Source organism: Clostridium sp. DFI.1.208 (assembly GCF_024463855.1).
In the GTDB taxonomy this organism is placed as follows: Bacteria; Bacillota_I; Bacilli_A; order Erysipelotrichales; family Erysipelotrichaceae; genus Clostridium_AQ.
The window spans coordinates 1-357 of the sequence record NZ_JANGCA010000221.1; the positions used below are offsets into that span (position 1 = coordinate 1).

A 357-nucleotide genomic window follows, 5' to 3' on the forward strand; every position below is an offset into this window, starting at 1 on the left:
AGTTTTCTTTGAGAGAACTCGAAAAACAAATCGAAAAGGACTTTCAGTTCAGCCGATTCATCGTCTGTGCAGATGCTGGATTGAATGGCTGGGAAAACAAGGTATATAATGATAAAAAAGCCCATGGGGCCTATATCGTTACGCAACCGATAAAGAAATTGAAAAAGAAGCTCAAAGATTGGGCAACGGATCCTGAAGGTTGGAGACTCCTTGGTCACAACAAGGTATTTAACATCGACGAAGTAGATGATGCGATAGTGATCGATGGTGTAGAATATCGTACAGATACTCTTATCTTCTATAAAGATAGATGGGAAAAGGATACAAAGAAAACAGAGCAATCAAAGCAGAAATACA

The 357-nt window shown here is 38.9% G+C and carries 1 pseudogene; it reads left to right on the forward strand.

From position 1 onward, the window contains the following. Positions 1 to 357 (forward strand): annotated as a pseudogene (locus tag NE665_RS24125) (hypothetical protein); the annotation flags it as partial.